Annotated in this window: 17 protein-coding genes; 10 read left to right on the top strand and 7 right to left on the bottom strand. The window is 65.3% G+C overall.

Annotation, left to right across the window (positions count from 1 at the left end):
- Positions 1-4: 4 nt before the first annotated feature.
- Together BLT26_RS13435 and BLT26_RS13430 are read right to left on the bottom strand one after the other, a co-directional pair.
- Complete coding sequence (locus BLT26_RS13435; protein WP_425435284.1) at positions 5-376, bottom strand: DUF2237 family protein; 372 nt, start codon at positions 374-376, stop codon at positions 5-7.
- Positions 369-941, bottom strand: a complete 573-nt coding sequence (locus BLT26_RS13430; protein ID WP_175453121.1) for a DUF2939 domain-containing protein — start codon at positions 939-941, stop codon at positions 369-371. The genes BLT26_RS13435 and BLT26_RS13430 overlap by 8 nt, the downstream gene beginning before the upstream one ends.
- A gap of 242 nt (positions 942-1,183) precedes the next feature.
- On the opposite strand from BLT26_RS13430, the gene BLT26_RS13425 reads away from it, so the two are divergent.
- The 7 genes from BLT26_RS13425 to BLT26_RS13395 are packed head-to-tail and all read left to right on the top strand — an operon-like array spanning position 1,184 to position 8,760.
- Positions 1,184-1,942 carry a DUF975 family protein gene (locus tag BLT26_RS13425; RefSeq protein WP_139169556.1) on the top strand — a complete coding sequence of 253 codons (759 nt, stop codon included), beginning with the start codon at positions 1,184-1,186 and terminating at the stop codon, positions 1,940-1,942.
- Between the two features lie 22 nt (positions 1,943-1,964).
- Complete coding sequence (locus BLT26_RS13420) at positions 1,965-2,651, top strand: RDD family protein (protein WP_091515389.1); 687 nt, start codon at positions 1,965-1,967, stop codon at positions 2,649-2,651.
- 1 nt (position 2,652) lies between these two features.
- A complete protein-coding gene (locus BLT26_RS13415; protein ID WP_091515386.1) occupies positions 2,653-3,612 on the top strand; it encodes a stage II sporulation protein M in 960 nt (319 codons plus the stop codon).
- Complete coding sequence (locus BLT26_RS13410; protein ID WP_091515382.1) at positions 3,602-5,152, top strand: hypothetical protein; 1,551 nt, start codon at positions 3,602-3,604, stop codon at positions 5,150-5,152. Before BLT26_RS13415 ends, BLT26_RS13410 begins: the two co-directional genes overlap by 11 nt.
- Complete coding sequence (locus tag BLT26_RS13405) at positions 5,142-6,395, top strand: DUF4350 domain-containing protein (protein WP_091515378.1); 1,254 nt, start codon at positions 5,142-5,144, stop codon at positions 6,393-6,395. Before BLT26_RS13410 ends, BLT26_RS13405 begins: the two co-directional genes overlap by 11 nt.
- Positions 6,392-7,408 (top strand): AAA family ATPase, encoded by a 1,017-nt coding sequence (locus tag BLT26_RS13400; protein WP_091515375.1) that lies wholly within the window; start codon positions 6,392-6,394, stop codon positions 7,406-7,408. Before BLT26_RS13405 ends, BLT26_RS13400 begins: the two co-directional genes overlap by 4 nt.
- Positions 7,405-8,760, top strand: coding sequence for a DUF58 domain-containing protein (locus BLT26_RS13395; RefSeq protein WP_217631445.1), 1,356 nt, complete (start codon positions 7,405-7,407; stop codon positions 8,758-8,760). The genes BLT26_RS13400 and BLT26_RS13395 overlap by 4 nt, the downstream gene beginning before the upstream one ends.
- 18 nt (positions 8,761-8,778) lie before the next feature.
- On the opposite strand, the gene BLT26_RS13390 is transcribed toward BLT26_RS13395, so the two are convergent.
- From BLT26_RS13390 to cysK, 5 genes are all read right to left on the bottom strand, one after another.
- Entirely contained in the window at positions 8,779-9,357 is a 579-nt protein-coding gene (locus BLT26_RS13390) for an outer membrane beta-barrel protein (RefSeq protein ID WP_091515368.1), read from the bottom strand.
- 39 nt (positions 9,358-9,396) lie between these two features.
- Positions 9,397-9,678, bottom strand: a complete 282-nt coding sequence (locus tag BLT26_RS13385; RefSeq protein ID WP_091515364.1) for a type II toxin-antitoxin system HicB family antitoxin — start codon at positions 9,676-9,678, stop codon at positions 9,397-9,399.
- Positions 9,679-9,804: 126 nt separating this feature from the next.
- On the bottom strand, positions 9,805-10,011 hold the full coding sequence (locus tag BLT26_RS13380) for a hypothetical protein (RefSeq protein WP_091515360.1): 207 nt from the start codon (positions 10,009-10,011) through the stop codon (positions 9,805-9,807).
- Between the two features lie 124 nt (positions 10,012-10,135).
- Positions 10,136-10,984 carry a 3'(2'),5'-bisphosphate nucleotidase CysQ gene (cysQ, locus tag BLT26_RS13375; RefSeq protein WP_091515356.1) on the bottom strand — a complete coding sequence of 283 codons (849 nt, stop codon included), beginning with the start codon at positions 10,982-10,984 and terminating at the stop codon, positions 10,136-10,138.
- A gap of 72 nt (positions 10,985-11,056) precedes the next feature.
- Positions 11,057-11,974, bottom strand: a complete 918-nt coding sequence (cysK, locus tag BLT26_RS13370) for a cysteine synthase A (RefSeq protein ID WP_091515353.1) — start codon at positions 11,972-11,974, stop codon at positions 11,057-11,059.
- A gap of 199 nt (positions 11,975-12,173) precedes the next feature.
- On the opposite strand from cysK, the gene BLT26_RS13365 reads away from it, so the two are divergent.
- The 3 genes from BLT26_RS13365 to BLT26_RS13355 are packed head-to-tail and all read left to right on the top strand — an operon-like array spanning position 12,174 to position 13,953.
- Entirely contained in the window at positions 12,174-12,863 is a 690-nt protein-coding gene (locus BLT26_RS13365) for a lysoplasmalogenase family protein (protein WP_245720711.1), read from the top strand.
- 51 nt (positions 12,864-12,914) lie between these two features.
- On the top strand, positions 12,915-13,568 hold the full coding sequence (gene yrfG, locus BLT26_RS13360) for a GMP/IMP nucleotidase (RefSeq protein ID WP_091515348.1): 654 nt from the start codon (positions 12,915-12,917) through the stop codon (positions 13,566-13,568).
- A gap of 7 nt (positions 13,569-13,575) precedes the next feature.
- A complete protein-coding gene (locus BLT26_RS13355) occupies positions 13,576-13,953 on the top strand; it encodes an RNA-binding S4 domain-containing protein (protein ID WP_091515345.1) in 378 nt (125 codons plus the stop codon).
- Positions 13,954-14,050: the final 97 nt, after the last annotated feature.

The following is a 14,050-nucleotide window of genomic DNA, read 5'->3' as shown; positions in this document are numbered from 1 at the left end:
GGTTTCAGTTGAGGTCGGCCGCGTAACGGCGCAGCACCGTCAGCGGCACCACCTCGAGCGCCCGGATATGGGTGCGCTGCAGGTACACCCGCGGGGCCGTGCCCTCCTCGTGTGCCTCGAGCCAGCGCGCGGCACACAGGCACCAGCGATCCCCTGGCGCCAGCCCCGGGAAACCGAATTCGTCCCGGGGGGTGGTAAGGTCATTGCCCTTGCTGCGGGAAAACTCCAGGAAGTCCTCCGTCACCTCCACGCACACCGTGTGCGAGCCCTGGTCTTCAGCGCAGGTGTTGCAGTGGCCATCGCGGAAAAAGCCCGTCATGGGATCGGTACCGCAGGCCAGCAGGGGATCGCCGAAGACATTAACCGGTTCATCCATTTTCATCATTGTTGTCCGTATCGGTTTCGGGAAAACGCAGGTCCACCACGCGCCAGTGCAGCCCCTGGCGCTCCAGGATCAGACGCAGCTCGGCGGCGTCGCCGGTACCGTAGTCTGCGGCAGCGCGGTCGAAAGCGGTGAAGTGCCAGCCCTGCAGCTCCAGCTGGCTGTCGCCATCACTGGCGTCACGTCTCCGGGGTGCCCGGCCACCCGGCTCCTGGCGATAGAGCTCACGCTCGAACTGCCAGAGCTGGTCACCCCCACGCAAGAGGGCGGCCAGTCCCTCCGCGGTGACCAGCCCTTCCAGCAGCGGCCCAAGGAACAGGTTGGCACCGGCGGCAAGGAACTCGTTCAGTTCCGGCGACACTTCACTATCCACTGAATCGCGCAGCTGCTGCTGCATATGTGCCCTGAGATTGGCGCGCAGCGCCGGCAGGTCGACATAACCGCGGAAACGCTCGATTTCCTCTTGGTGCGCCGTCTCGGCAATCTGGCTGGCCGTATACCAGGGCAGGGCCACATAGGCTGCGCCCAGCAGGAGCACAACCACAATCAGTTTCTTCACCGGATTTCTCTCCTCGGGAACAGGTGCCGCAAATGTTAGCGAAAGGTAACGACCAGTGCACGAACGCCATGGCGCGGTGCCCCGGAGCACCCGCCCCAGGAGGGAAACCCATGGCGACACCTGTAACGGCGCGTCATTGTTCATTCCCGGGCGCTGTGAGATATTTATCAGCTCAAACGGCCGGCCCGTCACAAAAGCTATCCGGCCCGCGGAATAAAAAACAGCAAGAAATGGAGTTTTTAATGAGCGATATTTACCAGGCGCCAGAGGCAGAGCTCACTTCCGGCGAACATGGCGGCGAATACGGGTCGCTGGAAAAGGGCCTCGCGGGCGATTACAGCCTGCCGATCGGGGGAATCCTGTCCGAAGCCTGGCGTCGCATCAGCGGCAACAAGGGCTCTATATGGCTGGGAGTACTCCTGTACATTTTTGCCTACGTGATCGTGGACTTTATCGCGGGCATGTTTACCGGCATCAATAACTGGAGCGCCGAGGGCACTTCTGTCTCGGTTACCTCATCGATCACTGATGGCCCATCCCTGCTTCACCAGCTGATCATCACAGCGGTCACGGCCCCGCTGACCGCAGGCCTGATGATGATCGGTATCAAGATTGCCCGCGATGAGGTCGTATCCGGCAGCATCGTCTATTCCTATTTTGACAAGATCGTGCCGCTGGCAATCTGCAGTATCCTGATGGGCATCCTCATCGTAATCGGCTTCATACTACTGGTACTGCCGGGTATTTACCTGTCGATCGCTTACATGCTGGCCCTGCCGCTGATCGTCGACAAGGGCCTGGGCCCGTGGGAAGCCCTGGAGACCTCCCGCAAGGCCATCACCAAGCACTGGTTTGCCTTCTTCGGGCTGGGAATCGTGTGCATCCTCGTCTACCTGGCCGGCGCCCTGGCGCTGATGATCGGCCTGATCTGGGCAATCCCGACCGTAATGGTGGCCGGCGGTATCGCCTACCGCAATATCTTCGGCCGCGCCGAAGACTGATCCGGCCCAAGCGGTACCCACATTGCTAGATACCAGCTACACGGTTGAGACCCCCGAAGGTATCGACCTGCAGGCACAGGCCGCGGGGCCTGTGCCACGCATCCTGGCCTACGCCGTCGACCTCTTCTACCGCACCCTGATTGTGGTTGCACTGTGGGTTGGCCTGATGCTGGCCGGCCTGAATACTGCCGGCTGGGGCCTGTGGCTGGTGGGCTCCTTCCTGCTCGAGTGGTTTTACCCGGTGGTGTTCGAAGTGCTGCGCAACGGCCAGACTCCGGGCAAGCAGGCGTTTGGCCTGGCGGTGGTCAACGCTAACCTCACACCTGTCTCCTGGAGCGCCTCACTGCTCCGCAACCTGCTGCGCTTTGCCGATTTCCTGCCATTTGCCTACGGGATCGGCCTGGTCAGCATGACCCTCTCGGGACAGTTCCGGCGCCTCGGGGATATGGCGGCGGATACGGTGGTGATTTACCGCGCTGCGCAAGGTGCCCGCACGAGCCTGCCCGAATTGCCGGCCTGCGTGCCGCCGCGGGGGCTCGACGCCGAGGACCAGCGCGCGATCATCAGCCTCACCGAGCGCCACCGGGATCTCAGCGAGGCGCGCCAGCAAGAGCTGGCCGGGCTGCTTGAACCGGTGACGGGCAAGACCGGCGCGAATGCCCTGCAGTTCCTGCGTGGCATCGGCCTGTGGTTGCTGGGGGCCCGCTGAGATGAAACAGCGGGATTTCGAGGCCGGGCACGAAGCCGGCTGGCTCGAACTGGAAGCCGCGCTGCGCACCGACGGCGGCAGGGTGGCTGACCTTCCCGCGCGGTATCGCCAGGTGTGCCAGCAACTGGCGGTCGCCACAGAGCGGCAGTACACCCGCGACCTGCTGGAGCGCCTGAACCGCCTGGTAATGGCCGCACACCAGCGGATCTACCGCCGGCGACCGCTGCAAAAGAGCGCCTGGGTCGGTTACGTTCTCGCAGGGTTCCCCCGCGCGGTGCGCGCGCAGGCACGGGCGGTATGGCTGGCCACGGCCCTGTTCCTGCTCCCGGCACTGGTACTGGGCCTCGGCTGCTACCTGGATGATTCGCTCGTCTACACCCTGCTGCCGCCCGAGCAGGTGGCGACGTTCGAGTCGATGTACGATCCTGCCGGGAGAACGCCCGGCCGGGAGCGAGGGGCGGAATCCGACCTGTACATGTTCGGCTTCTATATCAAGAACAATATCGGTATCGCCTTCCGCACTTTTGCCGCCGGTCTCCTGTTCGGGATCGGCTCCATCTTTTTCCTGGTGTTCAATGGCGTCTATATCGGGGCGGTGGCCGGGCACCTTACCCGCATCGGCTTCGGCAGCACCTTCTATCCGTTTGTCATCGGCCACGGCGCCTTCGAGCTGACCGCCATCGCCCTGTCCGGCGCGGCGGGCCTGTGCCTCGGCCAGGCGCTGATCGATCCCGGCGGCCGCACGCGCACGGCTGCGCTGCGGCGTGCTGCCGCCAGCGCCATGCAGATTATGTACGGCACCTTCCTGATGCTGGTGATCGCTGCATTCCTGGAGGCCTTCTGGTCCTCCGGGCAGTCCCTGCCCGCCGGGCTCAAGCTGGCCACCGGCGCGACCTTGTGGGCCCTGGTACTCGGTTACCTCGCCTTCGCCGGGCGCGGGGAGGGTCGCAGTGAACCTTGACCAACTCGCAATCCGCGCGCGGCTGCGCACGCCCTGGGAGTCTACCGACCTGGGCGTCGCCCTCGCGCGGCGCCACTGGCCGGCCATGTTCGCTGCCTGGCTGGTCCCGGCCGCAGCCGCTTTTGCCCTGATCCTGTGGCTGTTGCCGGAATCCCCCGGCTGGGGTTTCCTGCTGGTGTGGTGGCTTAAACCGGCCTTCGACCGCCTGCCCCTGTTAATTGCGAGCCGCGCACTGTTTTCCGAGCGCATGTCGGCCGGGGCAGCGCTGAAACAGTTCTTCTCCCTCAACCGGCGGGACTGGCTGGCCTGGCTGACCTGGCGGCGGCTCAGCCCCACGCGGTCCTTCGACCTGCCGGTGACTCTCCTGGAGGGCAGTACCGGCGCCCGGCGCAAGGCGCGTATCAGCGTACTCCACCGCAAATTCGCCGGTGCAGCCTCGTGGCTCACGCTGGTGGGTTTTCACCTGGAGATGGTGCTGTGGCTCGCCCTCGCCGCGGTGGTGTACCTGCTGGTACCCGAACAGTTGCAGCTGGACTGGGGGCAGATTATTGCCGGCCACGAACAGGCAGCGCTGTGGTTTGCCAACGGGCTCTACCTGCTGACCATGGCTGCGCTGGCACCATTTTACGTGACCTGCGGTTTCTGCCTGTATATCAGCCGGCGCATCGAGCTCGAGGGCTGGGACATCGAGATCCAGTTCCGCAAGCTGCGCCAGCGCCGGCAGGTCGCCTCCCCGCGCGAATCCCGCCGGGCTGCTGTGCTGCCGCTGCTGCTTGCCCTGGTAATCACCGCGGGCCTGGGCAGCGGCCCGGCTCCGGCGTGGGCCGGGGCACCGGAGACACCGGCCGAGGCCCGCGAACAGATCGGGGAGGTCCTGCAAGGCGAGGATTTTCACCAAGTGCGCGAAGAGAGCGGCTGGCGGCTAAAGGACCGCGAGACCCAGCGGGAGCAACTGCCTGAGTGGCTGGTTGAATTCTTCTTCTGGCTGGTGGACCTGCTGGGCGGCGACGGGGACAGCGAAGAGAAATCCCGCTGGGGACCGCTTGTGGCCGGGGTCACCGAGGTGCTGCTGTGGGCAGGCGTCGTGTTCCTGTGCGGCTACCTGCTCTGGCGCCACCGGCAGCGGCTGCAGTTCCGGCTGCGCCGCCCTGCACGCAAAGATGCCCCGCAATCCCCCGGCGTGCTGTTCGGGCTGGACGTATCCCGCGAGAGCCTGCCGGACGACGTGTGCGCGGAAGTGATGGCACTGTGGCAGCGGGGGGAATCCCGCCCCGCGCTCAGCCTGCTGTACCGGGCGACGCTCTCCCACCTGATCAGCCACTACGATTTTGCTTTCGGCGACCAGCATACCGAGCACGAGTGCGCCCGCATCGTCGAGCATGAGGTCGCGCCCGGCGGCGTCAGCGAACAGCTGGTGACCTTTATGTGGAAGCTGACCGGCGACTGGCAGCTGCTGGCCTATGCCCACCGCGCACCCAGCGAAGAGCGGCTGCGCGAGCACTGCAGGCACTGGCGGGAGATCTTCAGCGATGAAGCGTAATCACCTGCTGTACGGGGCACTGGCGCTGGCACTGTTCGCGGTCGCCGCAGTGTTCCTGACCTTCTTCGAGCGCTATACCGAGGAGCGCGATAGCGGCTGGAGCACCGAGGCCTACCGCAATCCCTACCTGGCCGCGGAGCGCTTCCTAGACCACACGGGGCTGCCCGTCAGGCGGGAAGAGGACATTGCTTCGATTCGCAGCCTGCGGGAGGACGACACACTGTTGCTGGGCAGCTCCAGCTTCATCTACAACGACAATCGCCTGCAGGAGTTCATGCACTGGGTAGAGCGCGGCGGCCATGCCATTGTCATCGCGCGGCAGACAGACGGCGATGGCGGTGACGCGCTGCTGGAAGCCCTGGATGTGACGGTCACCGAGGGAGAACTGGACGATTTCCTGAAGTTCGCCCTGCCGGTGTACAGCCGCCCCGGCGGCGGGGACACCTGCGAGTTCAACCGCACCCTCGCCGAGCTACTGAAGATCGAGGACGACCTGTGCCAGCCGAAGGTCGGCGCCGAGTACCTGAGCACACTTACCGCCGGCACCGGCGATGAATTCCAGGTTTTCTTCGACCCGGCACTGCTGCTGCAGCATCCGGATATCATAGAGCGGGGGCTGGCCCCCGGCGGCCCGGTATTCTGGGCAACCATCGACAACCAGTCCGAAGGCGTGCCGCTGATACAGTTTTCGCGTGGCGCCGGGCAGATAACCCTGCTCGCCGACGACACTCTCTGGCAGTCCCAGCGAATCGGCCAGTTTGGCCACGCCTGGCTGCTCTACCAGCTGGCCGGCGCGGGTGAATTCGTGCTGTTGGCACGGCCGCGTTTCGATTCCCTCGGCCAGCTGGCCGCGCGCTATGCTGCCGAGTTTTTCCTCGCCGGGACACTGGCCCTGCTGTTGTGGCTGCTGTACCGCGCGAGCCGGTTCGGACTGGCAATACCGGAGGCGGAAACCGCGCGCCGCTCGCTGCGCGAACATATTGCCGCCTGCGGCTACTACTACTGGCATGACGACCGCTGCCGGCAATTGCTCGGGGATTACCGTTCCCGCGTGCTGCGCCGGCTCGGTGCCGGGAAGGCCAGTGCCCCCATGCGGCGCAGCCTGTGCCAGCGGCTTGCCGCGGCCAGCGGCATGGACCAGTCCACCATCGCCGCGTGCCTGTGGGGTGCGCCCGAGCCGGATAACGAGGAAGCGTTCACCCAGCAAATCCGCTGTCTGCAAAGAATAGAGGCAACCCTATGAGCGAACCCACCGCACCGACCCGGGAAGGACAGCCCGGCACCACCGACACCCCCGACCGGGACTGGGACGCGGCCATTGCGCAGATCGCCGCGCTGCGCGATACAGTGAATCGCCTGCTGATCGGCCAGCGGGAGGTGGTCGACCAGGTCATCATCGCGCTGCTCGCCTCCGGGCACGTGCTCCTCGAGGGCGTGCCCGGCCTGGGCAAGACGCTGATGGTCAGGGCCCTGGCCAGCTGTTTCGGCGGCGACTTCCGGCGTATCCAGTTCACCCCCGACCTGATGCCCGCCGACGTCACCGGCCACGCCATCTTCAATACTGGTGAAAGCCGTTTCGAGGTGCGCCGGGGCCCCGTATTCACCAACCTGCTGCTGGCCGATGAAATCAACCGGGCACCGGCCAAGACCCAGGCTGCCCTGCTGGAGGTCATGCAGGAGCAGCAGGTCACCATCGACGGCGAGGCGCTGCCGGTGCCGGCACCCTTTATGGTCCTCGCCACCCAGAACCCGATCGAGCAGGAGGGCACCTACCCGCTGCCGGAGGCCGAACTGGACCGCTTCCTGCTCAAGGTGCTGATCGACTTCCCCTCGATGGAAGCCGAGGTGCAGCTGGCAACTGCGGCGAGCAGCGGTCGTATCGAACGGCAACTGCAGGTGCAGCAGGCCCCACAACTGGGCGTGGACGGGCTGCGGCAGCTACAGGCACTGGTTCCCGAGGTCGAGCTGGACCGCCAGGTGGTGGACTACGCGGTGCGGCTGGTGCGCGCCAGCCGCGGCAACGCACAGCTGCGCCGCAGTGCCGGCCCCCGCGCCAGTATCGGCCTGCTGCAGGCCGCGCGGGCCCAGGCGCTCCTGGCCGGGCGCAACTTCGTGCTGCCGGACGACGTGAAATCCATGGCCGTGCCGGTGATGCGCCACCGGGTGGGCCTGTCGCCGGATATGGAAATAGACGGCCAGACCCCCGATTCGGTACTGGCCCAGATCATCGACACGGTGGAGGCGCCGCGCCTGTGAGACTGCCGGCGATGCGGCCCAGCGCCAGGCTGGTAAAGCTGGCGACAGGCTTGTGCGCTGCGGCACTGGCCGTGAGCGCAGGCAGGATCTGGCTGCCGGAACTCCAGCCGCCGCTGGTGATGCTCTGGTGGACGGCCGGGGCCGCACTGCTGGGTGGGATGCTGCTGGATGCCCTGACCGGCTACCGGGTCCCGGGGCTGGATGGCAACCGCCAGCTGGCCCGCAACCTGGCCCTCGGTGTGCGCAGCACGGTAACCCTGGAAATGGAAAATCTCGGGGAACGGCGCCTGCGGCTGGAGACCTGCGACCAGGTGCCCCCGCAACTCGCCGCCGCCGGACTCCCGCGCGAAGTCGAGCTGCAGCCAGGCCAGGCGGCCCGGGTGGAATACCCGGTGACACCGCAGCGCCGCGGGCAGGCCCGGTTCGGCCGTATCGAGGCGCTGGTGAGTTCGCCCTGGGGACTGTGGCAGAAAAAAGTCACCCTGGGTGAGCCCACATCGGCCAGGGTGTATCCCGACTTCCTCGGCGTTTCCTCCCTGCAGGCCCTGTCAACCGAACAGAGCCTGCGCTACCTGGGCCTGAACCAGCAACAGCGGCGCGGTGAGGGAATGGACTTTCACCAGTTGCGGGAATACCGTCGTGGCGACAGCCAGCGCCAGGTGGACTGGCGGGCCAGCGCCCGCCTGCGGAGGCTGATCAGCCGCGAGTACCAGGATGAGCGGGACCAGCAGATTATCTACCTGCTGGACTGCGGCCGGCGCATGCGCGCGCGGGACGATGGTTACAGCCATTTCGACCACGCCCTGAACGCGCTGCTGCTGTCGGCCTACGTGGCCGTGCGCCAAGGTGATGCTGTCGGCCTGCAGGCATTCGCCACCGGCAACGGGCAGCGCCGCGCCCGGCTGGCACCCACGCGCGGCGACGACAGCATCAACCTGCTGCTCAACCATGTCTACGACCTGCACACCAGCACCGCCCACAGCGACTACAGCACTGCGGCGCGAGAGCTGATGGAAAGCCAGCAAAAGCGGGCGCTCGTGGTGCTGGTCACCAACCTGCGGGACGAGGACAGCGACGAATTGCTGGCAGCCGTGGAACTGCTTTCCCGCCGGCACCTGGTGATGGTCGCCAGCCTGCGGGAGCGGGCCCTGGATGAACTGGTGCGATCACCGGTGGAGGAATTCCCGGCGGCGCTGGAGCACCTGGCCACGGTGGACCTGGTACAGCGGCGCCAGCGGCTGTTGCAGCACCTGCGCGCGCGCAACGTTATCGTCGCCGATGCCAGGCCCGAGCGAATGCACCTGGCGCTGGTGGAAAATTACTGGCGCCTCAAGCGCAGTGGCCGGCTTTGATGCCGCGACTCCCGCCGGTTACTGCGGGCCGAAAAAGCGATAGCTGAAGTTGAGCGTCAGTGACCGCAGGTGACCGAGGTCGAAGTCGACCACGTCACCGACATCGTTGTACATGTACTCCACCGAGGTGTCGAAATTGCGGGTCCAGCGGTAGCGATAGCCGACACCGGCGTGCCAGAAGTCGTCATTGCCATCTTCTTCCACCAGGAGCGTAACCTGGTTGTTGTCAATGTCGATGGTGTCGACATCGAACTCGCCGTAGGTCCACCCCGCCATCCAGTAGAGGCACTGTATGTCGCAGTCGAGGCTGAAATCGACCTTGAAATTCAGGCCGTACAGGTCCGATGACACGCCACCGTCGTCAAAGTAGGAGTAGCGCAACTCGGTCTGCCACACCCCCACTGTCGGGGTTAGTCCCACGCTGGCATAGGCGAACCCGTCGCGGTCCTTGTTGACCTGCAACTCACCGGCGCCGGCGCCGATGGTCCCGACCACTTGGTACTCTCCGGCGCAGATACCGACAAAAGGATTGTTCCACTCGATGGCCAGGGCGGGGCTGGCGCACAAGAGTGCCGCAACAAACGTGACCTTTTTCATTACAACCTTCCTTGGTGCAGAAAAGCGCTCCTCGTAAATTCAGGGCTGCGCCTTGGGTGAAAACTGCTCGTGCGCCACATCGATAATGGCCCACAGGCCATCGTCGTAGGCGGGGTTCTGGCGCAGGCTGTCTATCTCGCTGGGTTCCGGGGGCACGCCACCGGCAGCGCCCAGTTCCTCGAGTCGCTGCATGATGGTTTCGGCCATTTTCTGCAGGATGTCGTCGAGGGTTTCCGCGTGGCAGTGACAGTGGGGAAGGTCCGGTGCAATGGCACCGTAACCGGCGTATTCGATGTTGTGGATCACTACCGGGTAGCGCATCGGCCGTTACTCTTATGGCGTTAACTCACCAAGCGTAGACCCGATTGCAGGTTTTGTGCTGGCTTGGCGCGGGAGGCTATCTGCCGCACGCGGCGGCTGGTGGGCGCCCTGGTGGGCACAGGCAATTCAGCGGGGCAGGCGCCCGAGCAGAGCGCGGCGGGAAAAGATCATTTCCCGGTAGGTCTGTGCCAGGGCCAGGTCCGGGGCGCCGTCCTCTTCGTGGCCGGCTTCCAGCTGGCAGTTCAGCCAGGCAATCTCTTCCTCCAGTTGCTGGCGCAACCGGCGTATTTCTACCTCGCTGAGGGCGGCGTATGGACTGCTGTAACTGGGCATGGCTCAACCCCGGACTGCCGGTGGTGACAGACTCGCGTACCGCGCCCCGGGAGGCGGGCCTCAACGGCCCGGGTCCCGGGGAGACGCGGCAGAGAAGAGCTTAGCAGGCCGGGAGGGAACCGCCTCAGTCGGCGAGCAGGGCGCGCCAGTCGAAGGCGGGATCGCCAATCACGTAGAAATACGGGTTGAGCAGGGAATCCTTGCGGTTGTAGCGCAGCAGCTCGAAGCGGTCGTCGACCACAGTGCCGCCAGCGGCCTCCACCACGGCCTGGGCAGCGGCAGTATCCCACTCGCAGGTTGGCGCCAGGCGCGGGTAGAGATCGGCTGCGCCTTCGGCCACCAGGCACAGCTTGAGCGAGCTGCCCATGTTCTTGAGTCCCGTGTGACCCAGCTTGCCCTCGATGCGCTCCAGCAGCGCGTCAACCGCTCCGGCCCCGTGGCTGCGACTGGCCACCAGCTCCACCGGCTCGCCGGCATCGAGCCGCGCACGCACGGAACGCACGCGGATTTCCCGCTCGCCAGTGGCGGTGCGCTTGAAGGCGATATTTCCATCGGCACCCTTGCAGCCGGCGTAGGTGATGTTGAGTACCGGTACGTAAACCACCCCCAGCACCGGCTCGCCGTCCTCGATCAGCGCCACATTGACGGTGAATTCTCCGTTGCGGCGAATGAACTCCTTGGTGCCGTCCAGTGGATCGACGATCCAGTAGCGCTGCCAGCGGCTGCGCTCGTCGAACGAGGGCATTTCCTGTTCCTCGGACAGCACCGGCACCCCCTCGACCAGCGCGGCGAGCGCGGGCGCCAGTACCCGGTGCGCGGCCAGGTCGGCAGCGGTCACCGGGGAGTCGTCGGCCTTGGTATCCACCTCGAGATCGGCGCTGTCGTGGTATACCTCGAGAATCGCCTCGCCGGCACGCTCGCAGATAGCAATTACCTGTTCTAGGAGCTCTTTTCTGTCCAGTTCTTTACCCATGAATCCCCCTGGTTATCGAGGGCGGGATTATACGCGTAATCCCCCGCCGCCGATAACGCCTGCATCCCGGGCTCAGGCCGGGAACAGGTCATCGATCGAGAGATAGCGCTCGCCGGTGTCGTAGCTGAATACGAGTACGCGGCTGCCGGGATCAAAATCCTCCTGGCGCTGTTTCACCGCGGCCAGGGTGGCACCGGACGAAATGCCGACGAAGATCCCTTCCTGCGCGGCGCACTGGCGTGCCATCTCGAAACTGTCTTCTTCCGATACCTGGATGGTGCCATCGAGGGTACGGGTGTTGAGGATATCCGGCACAAATCCGGCGCCGATGCCCTGCAGCCGGTGGGGCCCCTTCTCCCCGCCGCTGATAACCGGGGACTTCTCCGGCTCCACGGCGTAAGTCTTCATGTCCGGGAAGCGCTCCTTGAGAACCTCGGAGCAACCGGTGATATGGCCACCGGTGCCGACACCCGTGATCAGGTAATCGAGGCCTTCGGGAAAGTCGGCGAGGATCTCGCGGGCACTGGTGTCGCGATGGACCTGCACGTTGGCGGGGTTGCGGAACTGCTGCGGCATCCAGCTGTTGTCGTATTCCTGCATCAGCTCGCCCGCCTTTTCGATGGCCCCCGGCATGCCGGTCTCCTTCGGGGTAAGGACTATCTCCGCGCCCATCGCCTTCATGATACGGCGCCGCTCCAGCGACATGGACTCCGGCATGGTGAGGATCAGCCGGTAACCGCGTACCGCTGCCACCATCGCCAGGCCAATACCGGTATTGCCGGAGGTGGGCTCGATGATGACCCCACCGGGCTTCAGGGCGCCGCTGCGCTCGGCCTCCTCGACCATGGCCAGCGCGATACGATCCTTGATGCTGCTGCCGGGATTGAAGCGCTCTACCTTCATCCAGACTTCGATATCGTCGCGAAACAGCCGGTTGATCCGCACGTGTGGGGTATTGCCGATTGTCTCGAGAATGTTTTCAACCTTCATAGCTACCGCTCTCCTTGTTGTTTATTTCGACTGCCCCGTGGCTGTCGCAGGACCCCGTACCATTGCACGTTGCGCGCGCGTGCCGGATACTGGCGCCGGTGACGGGGTGAACCGCGACCACTCTGGCCGGGCCCCTGCCGCCGGATTCCCGGCACGATTGCCCCGTACAGGAAAACACAATTAGAAGAAAACAGGGAACATGACCACGACCGCAACCACGGCAGCCGCAGGATCCGGCGCCGCACAGACCACGCGCGGGGATATGGGAACGCTGGGTGCCTTCCTGCTGTTCGCCGTCGCTTACATTATTTTCGATGCCATGGGATTTCGCACGCCCTGGCTGGCACTGGTGAAAGCCGCTCCCATCGCGCTGCTCCTCTGGCTGGCCCTGAGGCGCCTGGCCGGCACCGGGCGCATTCTCACCGCAACTGCGCTGGCCTTCTGCGCCCTGGGTGATGTACTGCTGGCACTCGACTTCCCCAACCAGTTCGTGGCCGGCCTGGCCGCGTTCCTGGTCGCCCAGCTGACCTACACGGCCAATTTCCTGCGCCGCGCCGATTTTCGCTCGGTGCGCTTCCTGCGCCGCGGGCTGCCGGTGCTGGGCGCGGCCCTGCTACTGGCGCAGGTGCTGCTGCCGGCGGCCGGCGATCTCACCCTCCCTGTCACCGCCTACCTGCTGGCGAGCGTGGCCATGGCTATGGCCGCCGCGGCGCACCGCGGCGAGGCCACGCTGCTCTACTGCGGTGCCCTGGCCTTCCTGCTGTCCGATACCCTGATCGGCCTCAACCGGTTCCTGGTCACGGTCCCCCTGGCCGGCACGCTGGTCATGACCTTCTACTACGGGGCGCAGCTGGCGATGCTGCAGGGCGTGCGGCGGGCCGGGGCATAATCGGGCATAATAGGTTGTACATGCCTTCGATTGGAGAGGTTTACCGACCGCATGCTGGACTGGCAAGACGTCGACACGGTGATGCTGGATATGGACGGCACCCTGCTCGACCTGCACTACGACAACCACTTCTGGCTGACCCACCTGCCCCAGCGCTACGCGCAGACCCACGGACTGAACCTGCAAGAAGCTGAAGAGCAGCTGGTCAAGCAGATTGATTCCCGCCGCGGCACCCTGGAGTGGTACTGCCTGAACTTCTGGTCGCGGGAGCTGCAGCTGGATATCCCGGCGGTCCTGCGCGAGATCGAGGACCGCATCGCCCTGCGCCCGCAGACCCAGGCCTTCCTGGAAGCCCTGCGGCAGATGGAGAAGCACGTCCTGCTGGTCACCAATGCCCACCCGGACGGGCTGGCCCACAAGCTCGAGATCACCGGCATCGACCGCTGGATGGATGGCATCATCTCCTCCCATGAGCTGAACCACGCCAAGGAGAGCACCCATTTCTGGTCGGCATTGCGCGAGTATGTGGAGTTCGAGCCAGATCGCACCCTGTTCGTGGATGATAACGAGCATGTCCTCGCCGCTGCCCGCGATTACGGCATCGGCCACCTGGTCTGTATCCGCCAGCCGGACAGCCGCGGCCCCCTGCGGGATATCACCGACTTTCCCGCCATCCACCATTTCGAAGAAATCCTTGCGCTGTAATCCCCCGATGGAAAAAGTACGTATCGACAAGTGGCTGTGGGCCGCGCGCTTCTACAAAACCCGCAGCATCGCCAAGCAGATGATCGAGGGCGGCAAGGTGCACCTGGACGGCCAGCGGGTCAAAGCCAGCCGGGAGATAACCACCGGCACCACGCTGACCCTGCGCCAGGGTTGGGACCAGCTGGAAGTCGAGGTGCTGGCCCTGTCGGACCAGCGCCGCGGCGCCGAGATTGCCCAGACCCTGTACCGCGAGACCGAGGCGAGCCGCGCGCGACGGACACGCGAGGCCGCGGAGCGCAAGGCCGCCAATGCTGGCATCCGCAGCGAACGCCCGAACAAGAAGCAGCGCCGCCAGATCCACCGCTTCCTGCGCGAGCAGGACTGAACCGGGCCCGGCGGGACCATACCGACCCGCCTGCCATACAAAGAACCCAGCAGGCGGTCCGCTGGACCGCAGCTGCTAAACTGGCCCCACAACCGGC

Origin of the sequence: Microbulbifer yueqingensis, assembly GCF_900100355.1 — a bacterium.
In the GTDB taxonomy this organism is placed as follows: domain Bacteria; phylum Pseudomonadota; class Gammaproteobacteria; order Pseudomonadales; family Cellvibrionaceae; genus Microbulbifer; species Microbulbifer yueqingensis.
Note: the sequence above shows the minus strand (reverse complement) of the source record. Positions and strands in the feature narration are given on the sequence as shown.

Bases quoted from the DNA above. Each gene is read 5' to 3' on its own strand.
- BLT26_RS13425 (WP_139169556.1), top strand. From the start codon at position 1,184: ATGAGCGATATTTACCAGGCGCCAGAGGCAGAGCTCACTTCCGGCGAA.
- BLT26_RS13365 (WP_245720711.1), top strand. From the start codon at position 12,174: ATGACCACGACCGCAACCACGGCAGCCGCAGGATCCGGCGCCGCACAG.
- BLT26_RS13380 (WP_091515360.1), bottom strand. From the start codon at position 10,011: ATGCCCAGTTACAGCAGTCCATACGCCGCCCTCAGCGAGGTAGAAATA.
- BLT26_RS13415 (WP_091515386.1), top strand. From the start codon at position 2,653: ATGAAACAGCGGGATTTCGAGGCCGGGCACGAAGCCGGCTGGCTCGAA.
- BLT26_RS13435 (WP_425435284.1), bottom strand. From the start codon at position 376: ATGGATGAACCGGTTAATGTCTTCGGCGATCCCCTGCTGGCCTGCGGT.
- BLT26_RS13355 (WP_091515345.1), top strand. From the start codon at position 13,576: ATGGAAAAAGTACGTATCGACAAGTGGCTGTGGGCCGCGCGCTTCTAC.
- yrfG (WP_091515348.1), top strand. From the start codon at position 12,915: ATGCTGGACTGGCAAGACGTCGACACGGTGATGCTGGATATGGACGGC.
- cysK (WP_091515353.1), bottom strand. From the start codon at position 11,974: ATGAAGGTTGAAAACATTCTCGAGACAATCGGCAATACCCCACACGTG.
- cysQ (WP_091515356.1), bottom strand. From the start codon at position 10,984: ATGGGTAAAGAACTGGACAGAAAAGAGCTCCTAGAACAGGTAATTGCT.
- BLT26_RS13400 (WP_091515375.1), top strand. From the start codon at position 6,392: ATGAGCGAACCCACCGCACCGACCCGGGAAGGACAGCCCGGCACCACC.
- BLT26_RS13385 (WP_091515364.1), bottom strand. From the start codon at position 9,678: ATGCGCTACCCGGTAGTGATCCACAACATCGAATACGCCGGTTACGGT.
- BLT26_RS13405 (WP_091515378.1), top strand. From the start codon at position 5,142: ATGAAGCGTAATCACCTGCTGTACGGGGCACTGGCGCTGGCACTGTTC.
- BLT26_RS13390 (WP_091515368.1), bottom strand. From the start codon at position 9,357: ATGAAAAAGGTCACGTTTGTTGCGGCACTCTTGTGCGCCAGCCCCGCC.